Genomic DNA, 19,930 nt, shown 5'->3' on the forward strand with positions numbered 1-19,930 from the left:
CTGGCATGCTTCTGTGGACTTTTCTAACGGCACAGCCTGGCATTTTGCTCGCCGCATGAGCGTACGCCTTACGTCCCGCCGGAACAGGAATGCTCCTTGTGAGTTCATACCTTTGTACGTTCATACCTTTGTACAATGCGACGCGCTGATGCGAATGGCGGCAGCGCAAACAAGGAGAGCAGACATCATGGGCCTTGGAACCATTCTCATCATAATCTTGGTCCTTGCCTTGCTTGGCGGCTTCAGCGGCTTGGGCGGCGGACCGTTCTATGGCACCGGCTATTACGGTGGTGGCGGCCTCGGCCTGGTGCTGCTTATCGTCATTATCCTGGTCCTGCTTGGGCGCATTTGATGCATGGCGCGCAAAAGCATGCCCTCGGGCTTGACCCGAGGGTGTGCAGCGGTTTTGTGATAACGACATGCATAAAACAGGAACCTAAAGCGCACCGCATGAGGCCGGTCGAACGCGATGGCTTTAGCATCACGCTCGCGACCAAACGCCTGCCGCTTGGCAAAAAGCGCCGGGCGTCTAGTCGTGAAAAGACAAGATTTCCACGATCCTTGGCCCACCGGGACCTTGGCCAGAAAAGGCGACCCCGGTGCCGAAGCTTTCGGCACCGAGGACACCACCATAGCAGCAGCTTAGTGTTGGCGATCGGCGGCCAGCGCTTCTTTCAGATCGGCGCTGAGCACACCCTCGTTGAACAGCGACATGATACGTGCGGCCAACCGCTCGCGGACAGGACTGTCATCCGCAACACCCAACTCGCGGCAGCAGTCGTCGAGCGCTTTTTTCAGCACGGTCAGTTCGGCTGGAGTTGCTGCACCTTGCATCGACATGCCATCCTCCCTTGAAAAAGGGCGAAAGCGCGAAGCGTCTTTCAAGCGTCCACTCGCCATGTCTTGTGGACGACACCAATTCAATTAGCGCCGCTTTCGTCCAAACTCAATGTACGGAAATTACCAAGCAGACAGTTTGGGAACGACTGCCTTGCACCTGCATTGTTGCTGCGATCCAACCCACCCCTCATTTGGATCATTGGGCGTAGCCCACGACGCCCGAATGGAGCCCGTTGCATCCCTCGCGACGGGCTCTTTCGCGTCCGGTGACCTCAATTGTCGTTTTCGTACCAAACGGTCTTTGGTACGTTTCCAACCCTAACTTTCAGTCGGATGTTTTCGTAGGCAAGCGGCAGGAGAAACTGCCGTGCATCGATTCATTTTTTTATTTAGTAGGCTCCATACCTTTGAGTCCTTATATAAGCGCTATCGTCCGCAGGTTATACCGGGCGCGGACGGCTGGGAGATAAAAAAGCTCTTGCCCTGTTTTGGGGCTAGCGATGTCTGATCCAGCAATTTCCGATAGAACTCTATACAGAAACAAGCTGTTGCGCCGGATGAGCGCCGACGATTTCGCATCTCTCGAGCCGCACATCGAGCGCTGTTCGCTGGAGTTACGGCAATCGCTCGAAGTGTCCGGATCGCCGATCGAGGCCATTTATTTCCTCGAGGACGGCATCGGCTCGGTGGTTGCGAAAATGCCGAACGGCAGCGATGCGGAAGTTGGCCTTGTCGGCTTGGAAGGTATGACCGGCTCGGCCCTGATAATGGGCGACGACCGTACGGTCCATGATTGCTATGTGCAGCTGGCGGGAGAGGCCGCCAGGATCGACGCCGAGCCGTTCAAGGCGGCGCTGACGCAAAGCCCGACGCTGCGGCTGTTCTTGCTGCGCTACGTGCAATATCTGCATGTCCAGACTGGCTATACCGCGCTGGTCAACGCGCGATCGAAACTTGAAGACCGGCTGGCGCGCTGGCTGCTCATGTGTGACGATCGGGTGGACGGCGGCCGGCTGACGATCACTCACGAATTCCTGTCGATCATGCTTGGCGTAAGGCGCCCGGGCGTCACGGTCGCGCTGCAGCTGCTCGAGGGGCGAGGGCTCATCCGGTCCCGCCGCGGCGAAATTATCATCCGCGATCGCGATGGTCTCGTCGCACTGGCGGATGGCGGCTACGGCCTGGCCGAGGCCGAATATACCCGCCTGGTCGAGCATATCGGCGAGCGCTGACGGCGCTTTCCTCGCCGCTTGCTGCGGCAGGTCGAGGCCCGTTGCGGCACTACACAGCGGGTCCGAAAAAATTTTCAAAGCTCCCGGACCGTCAGGGAACTTGTTTCCCGTCGGTGGGTTATCGGACGCCTCCAATTTGCGAGGCGGCACCAACCATTCGGGAGAGGATCATGGCGACCACGAAAAAGGCCGCGAAGGCGGCAAGCAAGGGCCTTGAGGATCTGTTCCTCGACGGGCTCAAAGACCTCTACTACGCCGAGAAGAAGATACTGAAAACGCTGCCCAAAATGGCCAAGGGCGCGGAATCGGAAGAAGTGACCGCCGCCTTTGAGAAACACCGCATGGAAACCGAAGGACATGTCGACCGCCTCGAGGAGGTGTTCGAGAAATTCGGCAAGCCGGCCCGCGGCAAGACCTGTCCGGCGATCGACGGCATCATCGAAGAGGGCTCGGAAGTGCTCGAGGAGTACAACGGTGCTCCCGCGCTCGACGCCGGGCTTGTCGGTGCAGCGCAAGCTGTCGAGCATTATGAGATCGCTCGCTACGGCACTTTGATCGCGTGGGCGGAAGAACTCGGCAAGAGCGACGTTGTCGAACTGCTCAGGGCAACTCTCAAGGAAGAGGTCGCGACCGACGAAGCGCTTTCCAAGCTCGGCGAAAGCGGTGTCAACGAACGCGCAATGCAAGAAGCCGCTTGATCTACCAGATCGCCTCCGAGCCACGGCAATGGATTTCCGAGGCTCGGCTAGTGCGGCGAACCAGCGAATTCTGCATTGGTTCCGTCGTCGTCGGCACTACGGGGCAGGCAGCAAGAGCTTGAAGCGGAGCCTCGGACGGACTTACTCGATCTGCTCGAACGTACATTGCCGGGGTTCCTTGTCCGGCCGCCAGCGCAACAGCTTGGTTCCGTGCCGGAACCGGTCGCCTGTCACATGGTCGAAACGAACCTCGACCACCAGTTCAGGCTTTATCGGTTCCCATTGTCCGCTGCGCTCCGTGCTCCAGCGGCTTGGTCCGCCCGGCGCCTTGCCGGTAAAACCCGGCTTGGCCCGCAGTTTTTCCAGCCGTGTGGTCAGCGCCGCCCTGTCGTCCTTGCCGATGGTCGAGGTGAAGCCGACATGGTCCAGCTTGCCTTCGTTGTTGTAGAGCCCGAGCAGCAGGGATCCGACTTCGTTGCTGCCGGCGAGATAGCGAAAGCCGCCGACCACGCAATCCGCGGTGCGCAGCCGCTTGACCTTGACCATGGCGCGTTCGCCGGGCCGGTATGGCCCGGCGATCAGTTTTGCAACGACACCGTCGGTGGAGCCGTGGCCGGCGCCCTGCAGCCAGCGCTCGGCGGTGGCGGCGTCGTGCGTATATCTGGACAGGTGCAGTGCGGGCCGTGCCGCCGACGCCACAAAGGCCTCAATCGCCTGCCTCCTGGTGGTGAGAGGCTCTTCGATGATGATCCTGCCGCCGGGTTGGGCCAGCATGTCGAACAGGAGCAGCATGGCAGGCGTCTCCAGGCTCAACTTGCGGATCCTGCTTTCGGCGGGATGAAGGCGCATTTGCAGGGCCTCGAACGAGGACGATCCGTCGACCTCGATGACAATCTCGCCGTCGGCAACAAACCGTCGCGAGCTCACATCGCGCAGCACCGCGACCAGTTCGGGAAAATAGCGGCCAAGCGGCTTGCCCGATTTTGCACGCAGATCGACGGCATCGTCGCCCTTGAACACGAGGCAGCGAAACCCGTCCCATTTCGGTTCGTACTGCCAAAGCCCGTCGCCGCCAGGAATTGCGTCGGCGGCTTTGGCCTCCATCGGACGAAGGTCGAGCGGCAACGGAAATGCGGTCATGGCTGGTCCGCGCCGCCGCTGAGGCATTCGCTATCGCCGTCGGCCATTCCCCTGTGCCCCGCTTTGCCGCCTCGGCCCCTTGCGGCCGGTTTGGTCCGGTGAAGGCGACCGCGGATAGACCTCGCCGAACCCACCGATCTCCTTGGTGATGCGATAGGCCAGATAAGCGACGGCTCCGGCAAGCAGCAAGCGGACCATGACTGCAAATCCTTCGTTGGCGTGAACCCACCAACCCGCGGGCCGAAGGTTTTGTTCCGCCGCTGCCCATCGCTGGGGCGAATCGTCGGCGGCGCAACCAAAATCCAGGCGCATCGTTTGTTGCTTATCGACGAAAAGAATTTGCGATGAAGACGCTCTTGCCCTTGTTCGCGTTGACCATGGCGCTATTCCTGGCCAGCCGCGCTTGGCCTGACGGGTGACCGCGATGGTCCTCGTTGTTCCGGTTTGGCAGGACATAGCGGCACGACTGCTTCTGACCGCGCTCGCCGGCCTGTTGATAGGCCTCAACCGGGAGGCGCGCGGGCACGCGGCGGGGCTACGCACCACCGTGCTGGTCGGGTTGGCCGCCGCCATCGCAATGATCCAGGCCAGCATTCTGCTGGGGACCGTAGGCAAGCATCCGGATTCGTTTGCATCGATGGACGTCTTGCGCTTTCCGCTGGGCGTGCTGACCGGCGTCGGCTTTATCGGCGGTGGCGCCATTCTTCGCCGCGGCAATCTTGTCAGCGGCGTCACCACGGCGGCCACGTTGTGGGTGATGACGGCAATCGGATTGGCTTTCGGTGGTGGCCAATACGGCTTGGGCGCGGCCGGCACGGCGCTGACGCTGGCCACCTTGCTGGTCCTGAAATGGGTGGACCTTCGAATGTCGCGCGAACACCACGCCCAGTTGGCGGTGACGTGGAAGGCCGCAGCCCGACAGGAACTCGATACGATGATCGGGCCGCTTGGCTACCGGGCACGCCTCGTCGCGATAGAGAGGCGCCCGGATATCAAGGACCCCGTATTCTCGTTCGAGATCAGTTGGAGGCGGCCAGACACTGGCGCACCTCCAACGGATCTGCTGGAATCGGTGGACGAGCATTGCGAGATCCAGAAGTTTGATCTCCTCAGCGAACCTGCCCGCTAGAACGATTCATCGTTTCACGGAAACGCCGAACCGCTCTATCTCTTTGTTTTGACGCAATTCCGGACGGAAAACCGTTTCACACTTTTCCTGGAATTGCTCTAGCGGCTCGCAACGATCGCGGCCTGAATTCAGGCCATCGCTTCTTCGCGGCGCTTTCGATACCTATCTGTCGAGGCAGGACTCAAGGAGCAAGCAAAAGAGCGTGGCACAGCGATCGGGAAGTGCTGATCTTCCACTTCACGGCGGGCGCGTACCGAAATGGCTCGGCGACCGCATGACGCGGCTTGGCGCGGTCATGTGCGAGGCGATCATCCACCATTACGGCCGCGATGAATTGCTGCGCCGGCTGGCGCATCCGTTCTGGTTCCAGTCCTTTGGCGCCGTGATGGGGATGGACTGGCACTCTTCCGGCATCACGACCAGCGTCGTCGGAGCGTTGAAGCGCGGTCTGTCGCCGCTTTCCAGCGAGCTCGGCATCCACGTTTGCGGCGGCCGCGGCGCGCATTCGCGCAAGACCCCGCATGAGCTTGCCCTGATCGGCGAGCGTGTCGGCCTCGACGGGCAAGGCCTCGCGACTGCCAGCCGGCTTGTCGCCAAGGTGGACAGCGCCGCGGTCCAGGACGGTTTCGATCTCTATCTGCACGGCTTTATCGTCACCGACGACGGCAAGTGGGTGGTGGTGCAGCAAGGCATGAACGGCGACAGCAAGGTGGCGCGCCGCTATCACTGGCTGTCCGAGGGCCTGAAGAGCTTTGTCAACCAGCCGCATGCTGCCATCGAGGGCGCCAACCAGGGCGAGATCGTCAACCTGACCGACCGCCGCGCCGAAGCGTCGCGCCAGGGACAACTGGAGCTTCTGCACGACCTTGGACCGGATCGCATCGTGAGGGAGCTTGCCGCTTTGGAGCGGGGTTCAGCGCCAGCGCCGGAGCCGGCACAAAAGCTGCTGCCGCATCTAGTGATGCCGGCGCACCACGATGTACGCGAAAGCGATGTCGTCATGCGCCGCCTGCACGGCAACATCGCGGCGGCGGCCGAGCGCGGCCCGACAGATTTCGCCGGGCTTCTCCTGGTGCCCAATGTCGGCGCGCGCACGGTGCGGGCGCTGGCGCTGGTCGCCGAAGTCGTGCATGGCGCGCCGTGCCGCTTTTCCGATCCCGGACGTTTCTCGCTGGCGCATGGCGGCAAGGACAGGCACCCGTTCCCGGTGCCGCTGAAGGTCTATGACGAGACGATCGGCGTACTGAAGTCGGCAGTCCAGAAGGCCAGGCTCGGCCGTGACGAAGAGATCGGCGCGTTGCGGCGGCTGGACGACCAGTCGCGGCAGGTGGAGCGCTATGTCACCGGTCCAAGCCTGAAGGAAATCGTCGCCGGGGAGTTCGAGCAATCGCATCTGCTCGGCGGCCGCAGCGTTTTCGGTTGGGAAGGCGCCCCCGAGAAAGCCGCAGTTAAATCAGCGAAGTGATCGGGTCGGATCAAGCCTCCAAGTCGATCAGGGCGACGCCGAGTTCGGGACGGTGCCTGCGGCGCAGATGGCCAGGCGTCTCCACCAATGTGACCTCGAGCGTTGGCCGCACGATGCCGTCCAGCAGATGACCGCCCCTCGTGGTGCCGTCACTCAATCCAAGGACTGCGTGGACGTGCAGGCTGGGCCTGCCGTCGTCGCCGATGGCAACATCGCCGATCGCGCTCAGCACTTCACACTGTTCCCGGACGGGGATTTTCCGGTAGGTCCTTTCTCCAGGGTCGAACCAGCCGACGGTTGCGCTTTCGAAAGCGCCGAGCGCGGTCAGGGACGCGCCGCCGACGCCACGGTCGACCGCAAACGACGTGAGCTGCGCAAACGCCTCTTCGCCGGGATCAAGCACGACGACGAACGTTCTCTGTCCGGCGCTTTCGGCAACAAGCTGTGATTTCATGATTTCGCTCCAGCCGTCAGGAATTCAAATCCACCACACCAGCCATGCCAGCAAGACGAGACCCACCAGGCCGGCGATGAAAATGATCCGGCGCGCCCGCGTCCGCAGGATGATCTCGCCCTGCCGCGCCTGCTCCGCCGAAAAGACGGGACCATTCTCGTCCCGGTCACTGCTCATCCATCGTCTCCTTCCGGGGCTATTATTCGGCGTTGAATGAATCTGGCGCCCGATAGGACACAATCTCGTTTGGCGGATGAGGTTCCACGGCTGGGCACCGTCTGCATCTATTCCTTCGGCGCGGTCGCGGGCGCGGTATAGCGGCGGCGCACCGCGTCGAGGACGTGGTTGCGGCTCTCCTGCGCCGAAAGTGTGCCGTCTTTCTCCGCTTCGGCGGTTTCGCGCGCCAGTTCCTTGTCCCTGATTTGCTGGCGAAACCATTCGGAATAGTCGCCGGCGCGCAGATGGTGTTCCCAGGTCCTGTCGTCGATGCCCTCGGCGATCTGGGCAAAAATCATCAGATTGTGGGCGCGGAGGTTCATCGCATTGTCTGGGCCGCGGAAATAGAAGCTGCCCTTCTCGTCGAGCTGACCCTCGGCATATTTGCGGCTGTGGCGCTTGAGCGACTGCCGCGGTTCGATCGGCTCGACCATGCAAGGTTTCTTGCGCGCCTGCGGCCGCCAGAACAGCACGCGCTCGTCTTTTGGAGAGTTCAGGTCCTTGTCCTTTGGCGGTTCGGTGCCGGTCTCGCGACAGAACGTCTTGATGACCTTTTTCGCCTTGGGGCCGAGTGCGATGACGGCGGTGACCAGCCGTAATGCTTCGGTTGAGATCGCATCCGGATGAACCGTGATCAGGATCGTGCCTGGCAATTCCATGGCCAGCACCATTGGTGTGTCGTCGCGCCGCTTTGGCAGGAGGTGATGCGCCTCGTCGATGATCAGCCAGTGTGGTCGTGCCGTGCGGAAGCGAACACCGCCAAGGCCCGGCAGCAGGTCGGCAAAGAAGTCCGGCCGCTCGTTGACGCGCAGCGCCAGGCCGTTGACGACAAGATTGTTGTCCGGCTTCTCCAGGAGATCGAGCAGTTGCGTCTTCGTCGGCGCGTTGGAGCCGTCGCCAAGCCGGACGGCACCTTCGAGGCCGTCATAGTCGCCTTCCGGATCGAAGATGCAGAACTGGAACTTTCTCTCGACGAAGCGCTCCGTCAGTGCGGTCGCCAGGGTCGATTTGCCGATGCCGGAGCTGCCGGCGATCAGCACGGTGTCGGTTGGCGACAGATACACGTCCTTGCCGTCCTCCGAGCCAAGCGCAATGCCGTCGCGGCTCGGCACAAGCTCGCGATCGCGCTCGACCACCTTGGCGATCAGTTCCTCGACGCCTTTTCCGCGCGCGCCGCGTGTCACGAGATCCGCCGTATCCTTGACTGCCGGCAGTGCGTTGTCGACGGCGACGCTGAAGCCGCAGGCGCGCAGGAAGGCGTGGTCGTTTTCGGCGTCGCCGACACCGACGACGTTGTGCGGTGACAATCTGAGGTCCTGAAGCGCGGCTGTCAGCCCCGTCGCCTTGTTGATGCCGCTGGGCAGGATCATCACCGCACCCTTGTTGAAGATGATTTCCAGCTCCAGCCCCAATTTCTTGATGACCTCGAGCGCGGTAGCCTGATGCGGTTCCCAGGTTGCGACGATCGAGCGTCCGACCGAAAGCGGTTTGACACCGCGTTTCCTGAGTTTGGCGATGAACTCGGGGGCGGGCGGCGGAGATATCGTCCGCTCCTCCTCGCTGGCCGGCGTGTAGATCAGCGCCCCGTTTTCCGCGACCACCTTGTCGAAGATCGCGACTTCGGGAAAGACGCGTTTGAGGTCGGGCAGCTCGCGCCCGGTAACGAGAATGAGTTTGCGGCCGCTCTTCTTGAAGCGTTCAAGCGCCGCAAGCGTCTTCTCGGCAACGACCCCTTCATGCGCCAGCGTGCCGTCGTAGTCAGTGGCCAGGGCAATGAAATACATGCCGTCAGTAGCCGCCCACGATCGGCAATATCTCGCCGGTGATGTAGCTCGAGCAGTGCGGCGAGGCGAGGAACACGTAGGCCGGCGCGATCTCTTCCGGCTGCGCCGGCCGCTTCATCGGCGTATCAGCGCCAAATTTCGAAACATCGCCGGCTTCCTTGTCCGAGGGGTTGAGCGGCGTCCAAACCGGGCCTGGCGCCACCGCGTTGACCCTTATGCCCTTCTCGACAAGATTGCCCGAGAGCGCGCGGGTGAAGGCATGAATGCCACCCTTGGTCATGGAGTAATCGACCAGTTGTTTCGAGCCCTCGATGCCGGTCACTGAACCGGTGTTGATGATCGCCGAACCGGGTTTCATGTGCGGCACGGCCTCCTGCGCCATGTGGAAATAGCCGTAGAGGTTGGTCTTCAGCGTCGTGTCGAAATGCTCCTCGGTCAGCTCGCTGAAATCGCTGGAATGGATCTGGAAAGCGGCGTTGTTGACCAGCACGTCGATCCGCCCAAACTCCTGTACGATCTCAGCCACCGCGTTGTGGCAGTGGTCGCGTTCGCTGACGTCGGCCTTGATCAGGATGCAGCGCTGGCCTTCCGCTTCGACGGCCCTTTTGGTCTCTTCGGCGTCCTTGTCCTCCGAGAGGTAGACGATCGCCACATCGGCGCCTTCACGCGCATAGAGCACGGCAACCGCACGGCCGATGCCTGAATCGCCGCCGGTAATGACGGCCACTTTGCCATCGAGCTTTTTCGATCCGATATAGTACGGCGCATCGTAAAGCGGCGCCGGCTCGATCGCCCATTCATGCCCCGGCTTCGGCTGGTGCTGCTCGGGGAAAGGCGGCTCGGGATATTTGCGGGCACCGGCCTGCATGGCGCCTTTTTGCTTGCCATTGGACTTGGACTTGTCCCTCTCGTCGATGCGGCGCTGGATGTGCCGCTGCTTGGCGGCCTCGCCGGCGATTTCCGATTTCATCTGCATGGTCATCTCCCTGGCTTGAAACCCAACAACGCGTGTCCGGCGAAAAGGTTTATGCGACCACGTCATTCCTTCAGCCCGGGCGGATCGTGCGGAGTCTAACCCACGGCACCGGCTGCAGTACCGACTCGCTGAAAAGCCTGGGAGATTGCGGCTCCCTCAGCGGCGCATTCGTTCGGCCCGCCCTGAGTCACAGATTGTTCTGCAGGCTCGCCGGCCCGTTGGCTACATCCGTCCCATTCATGTCGCGCCCCTTACCATTGAGTTGCCTGGCCTCGTCCTCAGCTGCGTCTTCAAGCTTGGCAACGAGCAGATCCTTGAGGTCGCCAACCTCTTCCTCGATGTCTTCGATGGGTACGCCGGCGTCTGCAGCCTCTTCCTTGCATTCCTTGGCGAGGATTTCCGCCTCCTTTTCAAGCTTGATCGGAGGCGGCGGCACATGAACGTTTTCATGGATCCAGTCCTGCAAGAATTCTATCGCGCTAGCACTCATGGCGCTCACCTATAGCGACAATCTGTAGTGCACATTAACGTACGTGCTGCAAATTGGATGCTTGGCAATGCCGGATTTCGAATAGCGGTACTTGACGATAGCGTGATCGCTAGGAGCTATAGTTTCTGCAGCCAAATGGGATCACTTGGCGTCGCAGAAATGCGGCTAGCCAGACAGTTCTAATTTGAGCGCATTCCGCGCGCTCAGGACGTGTTGCGCCGTCGCGCCGGTGTTGCTCGATTAGGATCGCCTGACGGCCGACCATCGTCATCCGCAGCAGCCGCTCGCGTCGGCCACTCAGCGGCGCGGTCAGCGCGCATTTTGCGTTTATGCGCCATCCAGAACGGCAAGAGCTCAGCAAGAAAACTGTAGATCGTGGTCTTCATAGGCATGCTCCGGACCCAGGTTACAACTCGTGATCCCAGGCTTCCGTTCCGATAAAGAGTTCCGTTCCGACAAATCCGTTGCCTCTACAATTGCGATTCGATCGGCAGGCATCCAACCAGCGCTGCGACGATGCGCCGATAGAGACTGGCCTCCGGTTCACGCGAATATTGCCGCATCTCGCCATCCGCCATGCCGAGCCACCGCAAGCCGCCTTTGTCCAGGACCAGCTGATAGCTCGTCTGCGGCGACTTTTCGTGCTCGAACAGCCGGCGCAACTCCATCACCAGATTGGTATCGTGGAAAAGCACGCCCATTTCCGCATTCAACGACACCGAACGCGGATCGAAATTGAAGGAGCCGACAAACCCGAGCGTATCGTCGACCGTGAAGGCCTTGGTGTGGAGGCTGGCTCCCTTTGAACCGAAAACGGAGATGTTGGCCTGGCGGTCGAAGGGCTGCAATTCGAAAAGCTGGATACCTTTTTTAAGCAGCTTGCGGCGGTATTTGGCATAGGCGCCGTGCACGGCGGCGACGTCCGTCGCGGCGAGCGAGTTGGTCAGGATTGCAACCTCGGCGCCACGGTCCACCAGCTTCGACAGGATGGCCAACCCGGTGCGGCTGGGGATGAAATAGGGCGAGACAATTTCGAGGCGCTGCCTGGTCGCCGCGATAGCAGGAAGCAGCTCCTTGGTCAGCCAGTTCCTGCGCCTCTTGCCGCGCACCTTTTCCGGCGGATCGGAAATGACGCGAACGCCTTTCGTCCAGCAGACGTCGCCGTGCGCTGCAATGAACTCCGCGATCGTGCGCCAGGCACTGAGGCTGTTTAAAAGCTGGCCGTCCGCGGTCGCATCGAGATTGTCGAGGAAATCGGCGCGCGAGCCCGCCGCAGCCGGATTGAGCAGCTGGATCGGCGTTGCCGCCTCGCAATTCCAGAACGCCTCGAAGATCTGCATCGTCTGCCCTACGGCAGGACCGAGAAGCAACAGGTCGAGATCGCGGAAATTCGTCTCCGCAGCGTCGAAATAGGCATCGCCGACATTTCTTCCGCCGACGATGGCCAAGCCCTCATCGGCGATCCAGGCCTTGTTGTGCATGCGGCGGGTCATCGCAAACAGCCGGGCGACCATCTCCAGCGAGCGAAAGATGCTGCCGTTCCTCATGCCGCTCGGGTTGAACAGCCTCAGCTCGATGTTCTTGTAGCTGTTGAGCGCCAGGTAAGCAGCGTCGCTGTTGCGCGGATTGATATCGTCCAGCAGCATGCGGACGCGGACACCGCGCTCCGCCGCCTCGACGACCTCCTGCATCAGCAGCCGGCCGCTATGGTCGTCGTGCCAGAGATAGTACATCAGGTCGAGGCTGCTTGTGGCACTGCGCGCAGCAAGGATTCGCGCGGCAAACGCGTCATAATTGTCGGCGATCAGCAGCAGCCCGCTATTGCCGGCAGCGATCTTGTCCCGGGCAAACCGCGAAATGGCTGTATCCATGAAGTGCACCGACAAACATCAGCGAAGCAAACCGTCTGAAATCTGACTAACAACCCTTCAGGTTCATTCTGGTTGCAGTCGCGGCAGGCGTATCGCGTCCAGGTTCAGCCGGGCCTTGATCGGCAGATGATCGGAAGCCCGTTGCGCCAGCGGCGTCTTGTGCACCTCGATGCTGGAAATCAGGTGCGGCGGCCTGGCCAGGATGCGGTCGAGCGCAAACAGCGGAAAGCGCGACGGAAAGCTGGGCAGAACCGCATCGATCGGACCGAAATGCGGAAGCAGGGCCAGCAGCGAAGACCTGTTGCGGACGCGCCATTCGTTGAGGTCGCCAAGCAGGATTGTTGGCCGCAGAACCGGGTGCGTGGCTTCGACCAGCGCGTTGGCCTGCTGCGAGCGCGACCGCCGCAGCAAGCCAAAATGTGCGGCTATGATCCTGAGCGAAACGCCCTTCAGTTCCAAGTCCACGATGACCGCACCGCGCGGCTCGAGGCCGGGCAGCCGGAGCTGGTTCACGCTTTCGACCACACCACGGCGTGCCAGGATCAGATTTCCGTGCCAGCCATGGCTGCGGCGGTTTTCCGGGACATGGGTGGGGACGAGATCGCTGTCCCGCTCGAGCGCTGCGAGATCCAGCAATCCCTGCCTGCTTCCGGTTCTTTCGTCGGCCTCCTGCAAAGCAATGATATCGGCATCGAGTTCCCTAACCACGGCTGCGACCCGCTCCGGATCGAACCTGCCGTCGGTGCCGACGCATTTATGCACATTGTAGGATGCGACCGTGGTGCACGAAATTTCATTGCCGGGCGCGGCAAACCGCGGCACTTCCCTTCGCAGCGCAGCGCCAAGCGACCTTGGAAGGGTAGGCGATCGATCCAGCATGTGATCCATTTGCTGTTGAGTCGGTGAGTAGCGGCCATTGCGATTATGGCGCGTGCGGAGGTCTGAAACAACGGCGACCTTGCAAAACCGTTCCAGCACCGGCCTCGGCGCGCCCGCCGTCTGGAACCCTGACGGGCAACAACACGTTTCGGGAGGGCAGCGCAGTCAACGGAGAAGTCGAATGCAGCCCTTAGCCGCAAATTCCGCCCCCCGGCCAGGCCCGCTCAGGATTGTCCCGTTCGATGGAGCCGTAACCGTTCGGTTCTCCGACGCCATTATTGCATCGAGCGAGCGGGCAAAGCTGCTCTACGAAGACGGTCATGATCCTGTCTTCTACATACCTTTCGAGGACATCTATTTCGACCTTCTGGAGAAGACCAACACAACGAGCCACAGCCCGCTGAAGGGCACGGCAAGCTATTGGCGTGTTCATGCGGTCGGTTCGTCGGCAGAAGACTTCATGTGGGCCTACGAGACGCCGGACACCCCGGCATTGGCGATCGCCCGCCACGGCGCGTTCGATCCCGGCAGGGCGCGGATCGAGGCCGATCCCGCGGAGGACAAGCAGCATACGCCGCACGTCACCGAATAGATCCAAATCGACGACAGGCGCGCCAGCCTTCCGTCAGCTCGAGAACTCTTCTCTGAGAATGCGCAAGCCGTCTTCGTATTTCGCTGTCGACGCCCCGATCTGCCGTGCCTGCCATAGATTGTCGGCAAGATCGGCGCGCTTGACAGGCAACGCCAACGGATTGGCAGCGGCCCTGCGAACGAAAGCGGCATCGCCCTCGTTCGGCAGCCGCGTCATGGCGTCGACGGCAGACACGATGGACGGCCCGAACCCGGCCGCCTCAAGCCGGTCGCGGTTCCAGCCGTCGCCTTTTTCGATAACGTCGTGAAGATAGGCGATGGCTTTCTGGTCGAGCGTTTCGACGGCATCGACGACCCGGCGGCAATGTTCGATATAGGGCCGCCCTGTCTTGTCCGTCTGCCCGGCATGAGCCTGTTCGGCGATTTTCGCTGCGCGATAAAGCACGCTCATTGGGTCGACCCCGTAACGAACAGAGCATGTCCTGGCGCACCAACGCGCCATCGTCGGTGCGAGTTCCTACGCGCGCGGGACCCTGCTGCCTCGCTTGCGCGCTGAATACCGCGGTGGCGGGCGCGATAGTCAGGAGACGCGTTCAAAACTGTCGAGGCTGGTTCCAAACGCGCGCCAGGCGGGGAGTTTCCTGGCACGGGCCGGGGCACCTTCCTTTTCCGCCGACAAAGCGGCATCTGCAACGGTGTGCCACAGCATCTCCAGCTTCCCGTTCCTGAGGATCCCGGTATAGCTCACCGCCGCGGCTCCGACCCGCCCTTCGGCCGCGCAGGTGAATCCGATGACGTCTCCATGGCAGGCTCCGAACAGCGGCACGGTCATGCCGAAGAAGGCGCTGTCCTCCAGCGCCGTCCTGAAGGTTCCGCTGATCCGTCCGCCCTCTTCGCTGGTCAGTTCGACGACCGACCCGTACTGGTTCCGCCAGGTGCCCAGCCAACTCATCGCTGCTCCTCCTGATTTGCGACCATAGGGATTGCGCTGCCAGACGGCCGCCAAGCCGCGGCCGGGGTAGCGGCCTTTAATCAGCCGCGATGCCGGCCGTCGACATCTGAACGAAGCGCAGCGGCGCTTCCAGCGTCCAGGTGATGCCGTGCCTGGCGAATTCCAGGCGGCCGGTGCCGCTGAGCGCCTGCGGCGTGACCCGTTTGAGCACAACCGTTCCGAAACCGCGTCGCGTGTTTTCATCCACCAATGGCCCGTCCAGTTCCCGCCAGACAAGGCGGAAGCCGTCGCTGCCATCGGGGGCTGGCGTCACGGTCCATTCGACCTCGACCCGTCCGTCATGGTGCGACAGCGCTCCGTGCTTTACCGAATTGGTGGCCAGCTCGTGAAAGGCAATGCCGAGATATTGCACGGCGTTCGGCTGCAGCATGATCATCGGCCCGCTCATCGACAGGCGGGCCTGTGTCGCGAAGGCCTTGGTCTGGGCATGGATCAATTCGCCGATAGTCGCGCCACGCCATTCGGCATCGACCAGCAGATCGTGCGATTCCGAAAGCGCCATGATGCGTTGCCGGACCTGTGAAAGGAAAGCCTCTGGCGTCCCCGCCAGCTTGCTGGTCTCGCGGATCATCGAGACGATCACCGAATACTGGTTTTTGACGCGATGGTTGACTTCGCGCATGAGGGTGCGGATGCGCCGTTCGCTCTCCTTGTGCGGGCTGATGTCGCGCGCGATCTTGGAGGCGCCGATGATACGCCCGATGCCGTCGCGTATCGGCGAAATGGTGAGCGAAACCGGTACCAGGGTGCCGTCCTTGCGCTGCCGGATCGTCTCGTATGAAGGAATTCGCTCGCCGGCGCGAATGCGGCGGATGATCATGGCTTCCTCATCCAGGTGGTCGGGCGGGATGAGGATCGTCACCGGGCGCCCGATCGCCTCGGCGGGGGTGTAGCCGAACAGGCGTTGTGCCGCGTCGTTCCAACTGGTGATAGTGCCGTTCAGGTCTTTCGACACGATCGCGTCCATCGAGGATTCGACGATGGCAGCGAGCCTTATGCCGGCGTCGTCAGCCAGCGCCTGGGTGCGCAGGTCGAGCAAGGTGTTGATGGCGCCGGCGACCTCGCCGCGCACATTGCGAAGCAGGACCGGGTGCGCGCTGAACGGGATGAACTGGCCGTCCGGCCGCTCGGCAATCGCCCGGCCCCCACGAACGTCCCGCTCCTCCAGCAAGGCAACGGCCATCGGACATTCGTCGTGCGCCATCGGTCGCCCATCAAGGTGGCGAAGCTTCCACGAACCGCACCAGCGGTCCTGGCCAAGCATCGGACGATGTCCCCAGAGATCGGCAGCGGCTTCGTTGAAGAAGGTGATGTAGCCTTGTCTGTCGGTGGTGTAGACAGCCACAGGCAACGCCTGCATCAGATCGGCGGAAGAAACTTGCGGGATTCCGCCAGTCCTTAGTTCAACGACGTCCACCAGTCCCCCGCTCCGCTTAGCTTGCCGACGGATTGCTACGTCATCTAAATGCGCGCGAGTGGTTTCGGTTCCGTTCGATCCACTTTCGGACATTCAGGCCGATTTGCGTTTCGCCGCCGCTCTTGGACGTTTGTTCGGAGCCTTGCCGCCCTCCTGCGCCAGGCTCTTGCGCAGAACATCGGCGAGATTGACGACGTTCGTCCTCGGCTCGGGTGCCGGCTTGGGCGGTTTCTTGCCCTTGCGCTTGGCTTCGATCATCGCAACCAGCGCCTGTTCATAAGTGTCTTCGAACTTCGACGGGTCGAATTTGGCCGGCTTCTTGTCGATCAGCAATTGCGCGATTTCCAGCATCTCGGGATCGACCTTGCGAGCCTTCAGCCCTTCGAAAACCGCGTCCGCCGCGACCACTTCATTGTGGTTGCGTAATTCCGTCATCACCATGCCCTTGCCCAGCGGCTGGATCAGCACCTCTCGGCCACGCTGGTACAGCACGACGCAGGAGCGGGCCGCCACTTTCTTCCTGGCCATGGCGTCCCGGATCACCGCGAAAGCCTCCGTGGAGGGCACATCGGCCGGGACCAGATAATAGGGCTTTTCGAGGTAGCGCGCGTCGATTTCGGCGGTGGGCACAAACTCTCCGATCTCGAGCGTGTGCTGCGACACCATCTTTAGTTTCTTGATTTCGTCCGGCTCTATGCGGATGAACTCGCCCTTCTCGACCTCATAGCCCTTCACCTGGTCGGCAGCCTCCACCGTGTCGCCGGTCTCTTCGTCGATATAAGCGCTCTTGACCGGGAGACCGTCCTTGCGGTTCAGGATCCTGAAATGCACTTTCTCGGACTCGCTGACGGCGCCAATGATCTTGACGCCACAGGAAACCGATCCGACTTTCATAAAGCCCTTCCAGGCAGCTCGCGGCGTCGCCATGTCAATCACTCATTTGCCGAACGGACGGAACGGCTGCGAGCGGAAATCGTTCCGCCGTGGCAGGCTGCTCCATGGGCCGGCCCGGACGAGAACGTTCGTTTGATTTTCGTCAGGGGAATAGCGGAATGGCCAAACGCAGCGCAGGGTTGCTCATTTATCGCAAAAGCAGAGGTTCACTTCAGGTGTTGCTGGTGCATCCGGGCGGCCCATTCTGGGCGAAGAAGGATGACGGCGCATGGTCGATCCCGAAGGGCTTGGTCGACGAGAACGAGGACGAGCTGGCGGCGGCAAAACGCGAGGCCGAAGAGGAGCTCGGCGTCGCCGTCGATGGAGTTTTCGAACACCTTGGCAGCTACCGGCAGCCGGGCGGCAAGCTCGTCATCGCCTGGTGCGTCGAGGCGGATTTCGACAGCGACGCCATAAGCAGCAACACCTTCGTCATGGAATGGCCGCCACGGTCCGGCTCGATGAAGGAATTTGCCGAAGTCGACAGAGCGGGTTGGTTTTCTCTGCCGGAAGCCAACCTCAAGATCCTGAAAGGCCAGCGCGCCATGCTGGCGGATTTTGCCGGTCGGCATGGCGACCGATGAACCGTATCGGCTCAGTACTTCAGGGCTGCGCCTGGCTTGCCTTATCACGCTGTCCCAAGCGAATTTTGAGCGCGCAGCGTGCGCAACGTGATCGAATAGCGGTGCTCGGCGACCGGCGGAATGCTGTGCTCCCATTCGTTGCGCGCAGCACCCGTCATTCAGATAGGCCGATCTTGGCTCGACGGTGACAGTCTTGCGATCCCATCGCGTGCCGTTTTTCCGGCGCAGGCGAAAGTTGCAGGCGGCCAGCAGCGAAACGCCGGCGACCGCCTCGAAATGAGGCTTGTCGCGGTGCCAGCCGATACCGGCGCCCGGCCGGTACTCGTTGATCAAAACCTGCACGAAGGTTTCGGCGGGCAGGCGGGCAAAGGCTGCAACCTTTTCCCTGAGCGGCAGCAGAAAGCCGGGTATCGGCGGTGCCTCGACGACTTCGCGCCGGTCGTAGTCGTAACGCAGCCCGAAGCCGACCACCCGCCGGTTTGCCAGATGGCCGTGAAAGTCGAAGGCCTGAAAAGGCAGGCTTGCGAGCTGGCTCGCAAACGCTGCTTCTTCCTCCGGCGTGATCAGTTCAGGCTGGTAGTGAAATCCTTCCGGCAGGTCGTCGGTGGCGGCAAAGAGATCGCCCTGGCGGGCAGCCGATGTCTTGGGCGATGGCATCAACCGTATTTGGTGAAGCCGACCCGTAGCGGCAAGGCTGCTTCGGCAGCAAGGAACCTCGCCCTCTGTGCAGGGTTATCCACACGACGGCATGGTATGGAGCACTGCCGAGCATTGGACCTGTCGAGGATGCCTTCAACTGCGATCAGAAACATCGATTACCAGCCGGCGACGAGGGTACTCTCCGTATGGTTCGTCCCGAGCGGAAACCGCTATGACTATGAGGACGTGCCGCCGCAGGTCCACGCCGCGTTCCGCAAAGCCTCGTCGAAGGGCCGGTTCTTCAACGAACATATTCGCGACCGGTACAAATACCATCTGGTCGAGCAGAGCCATTCGAGCTGAGCCTTCAGACGCTTCTCAACCACGATCTCGGCTCCGCGCGGCAATGAGCGGACTTCGCAGTTGGCGAGTGACCTGATATTGATCATGGTCCTATCCGAAGATATCGAAAGCCTGGAATGTCCGCCGAAGCCGAAAAAACCGAGCAGATCCAGCAATTGCTCGACACGCTCGATCTCGCGGGCGCCCTGGACAGTGAGAGCTACAAAAGATTCCTCGACCAGCTGCCGATTGCGATCGCAATTTCCGATTTGGGCGGCGACGAACGTGTTGTCTATGTCAATTCCGAGTTCCAGAAATTGTCAGGCGTTTCTGTTGGAAAGCTGGAGCGCCGCAACTGGGCTGCACTGAGCGGAGAAGGCTTGGGCGAAAACAAGGACCGGTCGCTGGCCCAGGCCATCGTCGAGGACATCGACCGGGCGGGAACGTTCAGCATGCAACGTGCCGGCGCAGAGCCGGCCATCGTCGATGTCTATTCGAACCTTATCGAGGACGAGCGCGGGCGACCATCCTTTCGACTGGTCGCCCTTGTCGATGTTACCGCGCACAAGCAAAGCGACAGCGAAGCCTTCGACCAACGCATCCGGGAAAAGGACATGCTGCTGCGCGAGTTGCAGCATCGGATGAAGAACAATCTCCAGATGATCACGGCTCTCATCAGGTTGGAGGCCCGCAGCGCGGCGTCACCCGATCAGAAACGTTTCGAGCGCCTCGCCGGCCGGGTCGATGCGCTCGCAATTCTCTACCAGACGCTGGCGGTCGACGAACAGAAGGCCGAAGTGGACCTCGGCGTCTATCTCAGCCAGATCGCTTCCGCCGTGATGACGTCGCACGCCGTGCAAGGCATCCGGCTGGATATGAAGGTCGACACTTATCCCGTGTCCATCAACGTGGCGATGCCAACGGGCCTGGTGGTCAATGAGCTTTTGACGAACGCGCTGAAACACGCCTTTCCGGGCCGCGAAGGCGGGACGATCACGCTGCGCAGTGTTGTCGACGGCGACGGTTTTCGCATCGTAGTCGCCGATGACGGCATTGGCCTGCCCGAAGGCGAGACCTGGCCGAGACCCGGCAAGCTCGGAGCACTGATCGCTCAATCGCTGACCGAAAATGCCAAAGCCCGGTTCGAGGTGGATTCTGCCCCCGGCAAAGGAACGCGGGTGACCATCGTGTTCAACCGATCGGCCGCCCTCGCGACGTAGCCGTTCGCGCAAGCGCCG

At 61.6% G+C, this 19,930-nt stretch carries 23 protein-coding genes and 1 pseudogene; 9 read left to right on the forward strand and 15 right to left on the reverse strand.

The window, feature by feature from the left end:
• Positions 1–187: 187 nt before the first annotated feature.
• Positions 188–352: a DUF3309 family protein gene (locus tag AC0L2Y_RS04525; protein ID WP_023677107.1), complete on the forward strand. Its 165-nt coding sequence runs from the start codon at positions 188–190 to the stop codon at positions 350–352.
• Positions 353–642: 290 nt separating this feature from the next.
• On the opposite strand, the gene AC0L2Y_RS04530 is transcribed toward AC0L2Y_RS04525, so the two are convergent.
• On the reverse strand, positions 643–840 hold the full coding sequence (locus AC0L2Y_RS04530; RefSeq protein ID WP_352492126.1) for a hypothetical protein: 198 nt from the start codon (positions 838–840) through the stop codon (positions 643–645).
• Positions 841–1,397: 557 nt separating this feature from the next.
• On the opposite strand from AC0L2Y_RS04530, the gene AC0L2Y_RS04535 reads away from it, so the two are divergent.
• Both AC0L2Y_RS04535 and AC0L2Y_RS04540 read left to right on the forward strand, forming a co-directional pair.
• On the forward strand, positions 1,398–2,072 hold the full coding sequence (locus AC0L2Y_RS04535; protein ID WP_352492201.1) for a Crp/Fnr family transcriptional regulator: 675 nt from the start codon (positions 1,398–1,400) through the stop codon (positions 2,070–2,072).
• 170 nt (positions 2,073–2,242) lie between these two features.
• On the forward strand, positions 2,243–2,770 hold the full coding sequence (locus AC0L2Y_RS04540; RefSeq protein WP_292655403.1) for a YciE/YciF ferroxidase family protein: 528 nt from the start codon (positions 2,243–2,245) through the stop codon (positions 2,768–2,770).
• A gap of 141 nt (positions 2,771–2,911) precedes the next feature.
• Here AC0L2Y_RS04540 and AC0L2Y_RS04545 read toward each other — a convergent pair whose 3' ends face one another.
• Positions 2,912–3,910: an ATP-dependent DNA ligase gene (locus AC0L2Y_RS04545; RefSeq protein WP_473554100.1), complete on the reverse strand. Its 999-nt coding sequence runs from the start codon at positions 3,908–3,910 to the stop codon at positions 2,912–2,914.
• Between the two features lie 424 nt (positions 3,911–4,334).
• Between AC0L2Y_RS04545 and AC0L2Y_RS04550 the strand changes: the two genes are divergently transcribed.
• Positions 4,335–5,039, forward strand: coding sequence for an MgtC/SapB family protein (locus AC0L2Y_RS04550; RefSeq protein WP_473554102.1), 705 nt, complete (start codon positions 4,335–4,337; stop codon positions 5,037–5,039).
• Between the two features lie 202 nt (positions 5,040–5,241).
• Positions 5,242–6,504, forward strand: coding sequence for a DUF763 domain-containing protein (locus AC0L2Y_RS04555; protein ID WP_473554105.1), 1,263 nt, complete (start codon positions 5,242–5,244; stop codon positions 6,502–6,504).
• 10 nt (positions 6,505–6,514) lie between these two features.
• Here the strand turns inward: AC0L2Y_RS04555 and AC0L2Y_RS04560 are convergent, their stop codons facing one another.
• From AC0L2Y_RS04560 to AC0L2Y_RS04595, 8 genes are all read right to left on the reverse strand, one after another.
• Positions 6,515–6,958 carry a PPC domain-containing DNA-binding protein gene (locus AC0L2Y_RS04560; protein WP_023677099.1) on the reverse strand — a complete coding sequence of 148 codons (444 nt, stop codon included), beginning with the start codon at positions 6,956–6,958 and terminating at the stop codon, positions 6,515–6,517.
• A 24-nt stretch (positions 6,959–6,982) separates the two neighbouring features.
• Entirely contained in the window at positions 6,983–7,135 is a 153-nt protein-coding gene (locus AC0L2Y_RS04565; RefSeq protein WP_473554107.1) for a peptide ABC transporter permease, read from the reverse strand.
• Positions 7,136–7,242: 107 nt separating this feature from the next.
• Positions 7,243–8,958 carry an HAD family hydrolase gene (locus tag AC0L2Y_RS04570; RefSeq protein WP_473554110.1) on the reverse strand — a complete coding sequence of 572 codons (1,716 nt, stop codon included), beginning with the start codon at positions 8,956–8,958 and terminating at the stop codon, positions 7,243–7,245.
• Between the two features lie 4 nt (positions 8,959–8,962).
• Positions 8,963–9,934, reverse strand: coding sequence for an SDR family oxidoreductase (locus AC0L2Y_RS04575; RefSeq protein ID WP_473554112.1), 972 nt, complete (start codon positions 9,932–9,934; stop codon positions 8,963–8,965).
• Between the two features lie 187 nt (positions 9,935–10,121).
• Positions 10,122–10,424, reverse strand: coding sequence for a hypothetical protein (locus tag AC0L2Y_RS04580; protein ID WP_352492136.1), 303 nt, complete (start codon positions 10,422–10,424; stop codon positions 10,122–10,124).
• Positions 10,425–10,627: 203 nt separating this feature from the next.
• Positions 10,628–10,810, reverse strand: a complete 183-nt coding sequence (locus AC0L2Y_RS04585; protein WP_352492137.1) for a hypothetical protein — start codon at positions 10,808–10,810, stop codon at positions 10,628–10,630.
• 84 nt (positions 10,811–10,894) lie between these two features.
• Positions 10,895–12,295: a phospholipase D-like domain-containing protein gene (locus tag AC0L2Y_RS04590; RefSeq protein ID WP_473554115.1), complete on the reverse strand. Its 1,401-nt coding sequence runs from the start codon at positions 12,293–12,295 to the stop codon at positions 10,895–10,897.
• A 63-nt stretch (positions 12,296–12,358) separates the two neighbouring features.
• Entirely contained in the window at positions 12,359–13,174 is an 816-nt protein-coding gene (locus AC0L2Y_RS04595) for an endonuclease/exonuclease/phosphatase family protein (RefSeq protein ID WP_352709141.1), read from the reverse strand.
• Between the two features lie 181 nt (positions 13,175–13,355).
• Between AC0L2Y_RS04595 and AC0L2Y_RS04600 the strand changes: the two genes are divergently transcribed.
• Positions 13,356–13,766 (forward strand): DUF427 domain-containing protein, encoded by a 411-nt coding sequence (locus AC0L2Y_RS04600; protein WP_352492140.1) that lies wholly within the window; start codon positions 13,356–13,358, stop codon positions 13,764–13,766.
• Between the two features lie 33 nt (positions 13,767–13,799).
• On the opposite strand, the gene AC0L2Y_RS04605 is transcribed toward AC0L2Y_RS04600, so the two are convergent.
• The 4 genes from AC0L2Y_RS04605 to ku all read right to left on the reverse strand — a co-directional run bounded on the left by AC0L2Y_RS04605 (position 13,800) and on the right by ku (position 17,121).
• Complete coding sequence (locus AC0L2Y_RS04605) at positions 13,800–14,216, reverse strand: HD domain-containing protein (RefSeq protein WP_352492141.1); 417 nt, start codon at positions 14,214–14,216, stop codon at positions 13,800–13,802.
• Positions 14,217–14,345: 129 nt separating this feature from the next.
• Entirely contained in the window at positions 14,346–14,717 is a 372-nt protein-coding gene (locus AC0L2Y_RS04610) for an avidin/streptavidin family protein (RefSeq protein WP_352859048.1), read from the reverse strand.
• A 76-nt stretch (positions 14,718–14,793) separates the two neighbouring features.
• On the reverse strand, positions 14,794–16,137 hold the full coding sequence (locus AC0L2Y_RS04615; protein WP_473554206.1) for a PAS domain S-box protein: 1,344 nt from the start codon (positions 16,135–16,137) through the stop codon (positions 14,794–14,796).
• 150 nt (positions 16,138–16,287) lie between these two features.
• Positions 16,288–17,121 carry a non-homologous end joining protein Ku gene (gene ku, locus AC0L2Y_RS04620; protein WP_473554118.1) on the reverse strand — a complete coding sequence of 278 codons (834 nt, stop codon included), beginning with the start codon at positions 17,119–17,121 and terminating at the stop codon, positions 16,288–16,290.
• 125 nt (positions 17,122–17,246) lie between these two features.
• Here ku and AC0L2Y_RS04625 point away from each other — a divergent pair, with 125 nt between their 5' ends.
• Positions 17,247–17,711, forward strand: coding sequence for an NUDIX hydrolase (locus AC0L2Y_RS04625; RefSeq protein ID WP_473554121.1), 465 nt, complete (start codon positions 17,247–17,249; stop codon positions 17,709–17,711).
• Between the two features lie 44 nt (positions 17,712–17,755).
• Here the strand turns inward: AC0L2Y_RS04625 and AC0L2Y_RS04630 are convergent.
• Positions 17,756–18,368 (reverse strand): annotated as a pseudogene (locus AC0L2Y_RS04630) (alpha-ketoglutarate-dependent dioxygenase AlkB).
• A gap of 129 nt (positions 18,369–18,497) precedes the next feature.
• On the opposite strand from AC0L2Y_RS04630, the gene AC0L2Y_RS04635 reads away from it, so the two are divergent.
• Both AC0L2Y_RS04635 and AC0L2Y_RS04640 read left to right on the forward strand, forming a co-directional pair.
• Positions 18,498–18,713, forward strand: coding sequence for a KTSC domain-containing protein (locus AC0L2Y_RS04635; protein ID WP_352476940.1), 216 nt, complete (start codon positions 18,498–18,500; stop codon positions 18,711–18,713).
• A 116-nt stretch (positions 18,714–18,829) separates the two neighbouring features.
• The gene (locus tag AC0L2Y_RS04640) at positions 18,830–19,912 is read left to right on the forward strand and encodes a sensor histidine kinase (RefSeq protein ID WP_473554123.1); all 1,083 of its coding nucleotides are present in this window, start codon (positions 18,830–18,832) and stop codon (positions 19,910–19,912) included.
• The last annotated feature ends 18 nt before the right edge of the window (positions 19,913–19,930 follow it).

The organism is Mesorhizobium sp. WSM4830, from assembly GCF_055811495.1.